The 4,223-nt window shown below is 65.9% G+C and carries 1 protein-coding gene and 1 pseudogene; both read right to left on the bottom strand.

Annotated features, from left to right (window positions below):
* Positions 1 to 144: 144 nt before the first annotated feature.
* The gene (locus AC3WL7_RS15705; RefSeq protein ID WP_313420547.1) at positions 145 to 2,250 is read right to left on the bottom strand and encodes a phosphoglycerol transferase I; all 2,106 of its coding nucleotides are present in this window, start codon (positions 2,248 to 2,250) and stop codon (positions 145 to 147) included.
* Between the two features lie 232 nt (positions 2,251 to 2,482).
* Positions 2,483 to 4,129: pseudogene (locus AC3WL7_RS15700) on the bottom strand (ABC1 kinase family protein); the annotation flags it as partial.
* Between the last annotated feature and the right edge of the window lie 94 nt (positions 4,130 to 4,223).

Here is a 4,223-nt window from a genome sequence, read left to right as displayed (position 1 = left end):
GATGCGGCGACCAAGCCCCCATGGATGGGTTTACGGCGTCCCCGCAAACCCACAGTGCCCCGCCATCCCACGGAATGTCGCTCTTGCTTTTGCCGTCGCCCTTGCATTGAGCAGGTGCAGGGCTGCAAGCCCTGCAAAAAACCCTTACCCCCGCGGTCGCCCGCGCGATGGCACCAGCGCAAACGTATCCACCGCCAGCTTTTCGGCATGGTTCAACCACGCCCGGATCTCCAGATCATCCACCTCGTGGTCCAGGCCAAACGAGACGTTGATCTTGCCGTCCGCATCCGGCTGCACCCACTGCTGCGCCAGCACCACCTTGCGCTGCGACGATACCGCCTCGATCCAGAAACCACGGTCCGGGCGCGTGCTCGCCACCAGTTCCAGCATGTACTGGCCCGCACGGGTGCGGCGGCCCTTCTGGGTGATCATGTGCGCCTGGCGCACGCTCGGGCGCGGGCCCTGGAACGATTCCAGCGGTGCATCCACCGCAATGCCGCCACGCAGGTCGTCATCGCGGAACAGCTTGATGCCGTTGTCGCGGTTCACCAGCAGCGCGCACCAGTCACCATCGGCCGAGCCATCCTCGAACGCGGTGCAGCGGTCCACATAGGCCAGGGTGTTGTCCGGGTCGGCATCGTCGAACTGGCGCGAGGTGTTCTCCAGATACACCGACTTCAGGCCCCAGTCCTTGTCGTACTCCAGCAGCACCGGCGGCTGCACGTGCTGCAGTCCCACCACCACCTGGTCATCACCGTCGATCTTCAACTCGCGGGTGGGCTCGCCCAGCCACAGCGAACGGGCGAAGGCCAGGTACTGCGGGTAATCGCGGCCGCCGTCACGCTGGGTCGCCACGCTGGCACTCGGTGCACGGTGGGTGTCGATCAGCGAACGGCCAAAGCCCATCGTCTTCAGCTGCGGGTCCAGCAGGCTGAGCAGGGTCGCACCCGAATCGAGGGTGGTGCCGGCGTCGGCCTTCAGCTGCTGCGGGGCAATGCCATCGCCCAGGAACAGCAGCAGGTTCTCGCGCTTCTGCCTGGTCAGGATGCTGGTGAGGTCGTTGGGCATCGCCAGGTGGTCCGAGGCGATCACGATCAGCGTGTCCTTGCCGTACGGGCTGGCCTGGATGCGCTGCACCAGCTGCGAGATCAGCCGGTCGCTGCACTTCAGTGCGTTGAGCATGTTGATGTTGCCGTAACTGCTCTCATAGCGCTGGCCCTTGCACGCCACGGGCAGGTGGCCGGCCGGGTGGTGGGTGTCCATGGTCAGCGTGGTCAGCATGAACGGCTCGCCCTTGCGCGAGAGCTGTTCAAAGCGCTGGTAGGCCGTGTCCAGCAGCACGTCGTCGTGCACGCCCCACGGCGAGTAATGCACGCGGCCGATCTTCTTCTGCTGCTTGAACCACTCCAGGTCGTGCACTTCATCGAAGCCGTGGCTGGCCAGGAACTGGCCCTTGCCGGCGAAGCGGCCGCTGGCGCCGCCCAGGTAATGGTTGGTGTAGCCCTGCTGCTTCAGGTAATCGCCCAGGCACACGGCCTTGGGCAGGAAGCTGCCCATGCGGTCCATGCTGTTCTCATCGCCCTGCGAGGTGGTCAGCGGCACGCCACACATCGACGACACCAGGCCGGCGATGGTCCAGCCGCTGCCCTCGGCCGATGCCAGGCCGCGCACGTCCAGCGACTGGCTGGCCAGGCGGTTGATGTTGGGCATCAGGCCCGGGAACACGTTCTCGTCCAGGTAGGTGCGTTCCAGGCTTTCGCCATAGATCCAGACGATGTTGCGCGGGCGCTGCAGCGGCTGCGTCGGCACCTGGTATTCGGGGGCGATGCGGGCGAAATCGACCGGGCGCAGCTGCTGGTACAGGCGCTGGCCATCGCGTGCCAGCGGGCTGACCATGATCGTGGCGATCCACACCACCGCGAAGCCAGCGAACCATGCGCCACCGTGGCCGGGGCGACGCCAGCGCTTCACCCGCGTGGCGAACAGCGGCAGCAGCGAGACCACGATGAGCCCGATGTAGCCGGCGATATAGCCCTTGAAGTCCGCGATACCCGCGCCTTCCATGTCGGCGCCCAGGTGGTAGAGCGTTGCTGCGTTCAGGCCATCGCCGGACAGCTTGTCGATCAACCACCACGTGCTGAGTGCGAGCAGCAGCAGCGAGAACGTGCTCGCCTTCCACCACACCCACTTATCGGAGGCGAGGAACAACCAGGCCAACAGCAACAGCGACAGCAGCAGGATCCAGAGCATAAGCGGCTTCGGCAGTGACGGGAGGTGGTGATGGACGTCGTACCGACGCGTGTCCATCCGACCGGCGCTGCCGCAAGCACACATCCATGACAGGCCGATGACCCGATAGTGCCTGCACGAACCTGACTGAAATGTTTGTTCGTTACATGAGGTGAAAACGCGTGCTGCAGGTAAAAACAGCGTGAATGCAGCTACGCGATTTCATTAAGAAACGGCGCGATTTCCCGTTTCTTCAACGATGCCCGCGTTCCTCACGCGCACGTGCACGCCGATCAAACAGCAATGCACTGGTCACGATGCCCAACCCAAGCACGACGCCGATCAGCAACAGGAACAGTGCGATGGCGGGGTAGCCGAACAGGTGCCAGCCGGTTTCCAGCTTCATCATCAACGACGCCGCCATGATGAGCGCTGCACTGATGATGCCGGCCGCCACGCGGTTGGCGATCTTCTGCAGGTTCTCCATCAACCGCGATTCTTCCAGCCCGGTCACCTTCATCTGCAGGCGGTTCTCGGCCAGCAGCGCCATGATGTCGGTCAGCTTGCGTGGCCCATCGCGCAGCAGCTGCTGCAGCTCCATCGCCTCGCTGGCGAGGTTGGCGGCCGACAGCGACTTCTTCAGGCGCGCGCGCATCACATGCTGCAGCTGTCGCTCGACGATGCGGCGCGTATCCAGGTCCGGTGCCAGCAGGCGGCAGACGGTTTCCAGGTTGAGCAGGGCCTTGCCGACCAGGCTCAGTTCCGGCGGCGTGCGCAGGCCGGACGCGGTGGCGATGCGCACCATGTCCAGCACCACGCGGCCTTCGGAGAAGCTGCCGCTGGCGGCGTAGCGCGCGATCAGCTGGCCGGTCTCGCGCAGGTAGCGCTCCTCGTCGAAGGCTTCCAGGCGCGTGCTGATGCTGATCAGGTCATCGGCCACCTCTTCGCCGCGGCCATCGACGGCGGCGAACAGGATCTTCAGCAGGCGCTCGCGCAGGCGCGGCGGCATGTGCGCGACCATGCCCAGGTCGAAGATCGCCAGGCGCCCGTCGGGAGTCACCCGCAGGTTGCCCGGATGCGGGTCGGCATGGATCTCGCCATGCACGAAGATCTGGTCCAGGTAGCCACGGATCAATGCGGCGGCCAGGGGATCCATCGCCTGCTCGGTGCGGCGCACGTCGGGAATCGCGTCCACGCGTACGCCGGTGGCCAGCTCCATCGTCAGCACGCGCTGGCTGCAGTAATCCCACAGCGGCTGCGGTACCCACAGGCGCCGGAACGGCTTGAGGTGGCGGCCGAAGCGCGCGAGGTTCTCGGCCTCGGCGTGGTAGTCCAGCTCCTGCATCAGCGTCTTGGCGAATTCGTTGAGCCAGTCGCGCAGGCGCACGCGGCGGCCGACCTGGGTGAGGTGGTCGGCGGCCAGGGCGAAGCTGCGCAGCGCCTCCAGATCCGAGCGCAGCTGTGCGGCGACTTCCGGCTTCTGCACTTTCACCGCCACCTGGCGGCCGTCGTGCAGCACGGCACGATGCACCTGCGCGATCGAGGCGCAGCCCAGCGGCTCGGGGTCGAACGAAGCGAACAGCTTGTTCACCCCGGCACCCAGCTCCTGTTCGACGATGGCGTGGATGCGCTCGACGGGAATCGGCGCCACGTTCTCCTGCATGCGCTCCAGCGCCGTGGCGAATTCGGGCGGCACCATGTCCGGCCGCGTGGACAGCATCTGCCCGAGCTTGACAAAGGTCGGCCCCAGCGCTTCGAGGTCGCTGACGAACTGCTCCGGGTTGCCGTCGGCCGGCACGTCGGAATGGCTGCCGGCCGCGTCCAGGTTCATGCCGGAAAAAACGCCCGAATGGCGGTAGCGCATCAGCAGGCGCAGGATCTGGCTGCGCCGGTTCATGCCCTTGACCAGCGGGGGATTGGCCGTGGCGGTGGACGGATTGCTCAAGCGGAACTCCCATGCAGGCAAGACAGGGGTAGTGCCGGGGGGGGGGGGG

This window comes from Stenotrophomonas sp. FW305-3-2-15-E-LB1 (genome assembly GCF_058787375.1).
The sequence above is the reverse complement of the archived record's forward strand: the minus strand, read 5'-3'. Positions and strand labels throughout refer to the sequence as shown.

Excerpts from the sequence above, each read along its gene's own strand:
- AC3WL7_RS15705 (WP_313420547.1), bottom strand. The coding sequence starts at position 2,250 with ATGCTCTGGATCCTGCTGCTGTCGCTGTTGCTGTTGGCCTGGTTGTTC.